The organism is Catenulispora rubra, from assembly GCF_015356825.1.
In the GTDB taxonomy this organism is placed as follows: Bacteria; Actinomycetota; Actinomycetes; order Streptomycetales; family Catenulisporaceae; genus Catenulispora; species Catenulispora rubra.
In genome coordinates this window covers 1-427 of record NZ_JAACYW010000763.1, presented here as the reverse complement: position 1 = coordinate 427, position 427 = coordinate 1, and the positions used below count along the sequence as shown (strand labels likewise).

Sequence of the window (427 nt, the reverse complement as noted above, 5' to 3'; positions counted from 1 at the left end):
GAGTCCGCCGGAATGGCCAAAGCTGTTGTGCGCTACCACCGTCGGCGGCTCGTCGCCGGGGAAGTCGAGGATGAGGAGCCGCCATGGAGTTCTCTTGCACCGCGGAGCAGTTCGCGGACCACGTGGTACTCACCGTCGCCGGCGACGTCGACCTCGCCGCGCACGCCCGGTTCGAGTCCGAGATCGAGCAGGGCTGGGACGGCTCCGCCGACCTGCTCATCGACTGCTCGGGGATCACCTTCCTGGACTCCATGGGACTGCGCGTCCTGGTGCACACCCTGCAACGCGCCACCGCTAATGACCGCACCATCACCCTGGCCGCACCTTCCCAACCGGTGCTCCGGGTCCTGGAGCTGGCCGGTGTCAAAGACCTGTTCCCGCTGACCGGGCCGGTCCCGGACACCGGGCGCGACCCCGCCGCCTGAAC

At 69.1% G+C, this 427-nt stretch carries 1 protein-coding gene; it reads left to right on the top strand.

The window, feature by feature from the left end; translation table 11 throughout:
- The first annotated feature begins 83 nt into the window (after positions 1-83).
- Positions 84-425 carry an STAS domain-containing protein gene (locus GWK61_RS55310; protein ID WP_194891914.1) on the top strand — a complete coding sequence of 114 codons (342 nt, stop codon included), beginning with the start codon at positions 84-86 and terminating at the stop codon, positions 423-425.
- Positions 426-427: the final 2 nt, after the last annotated feature.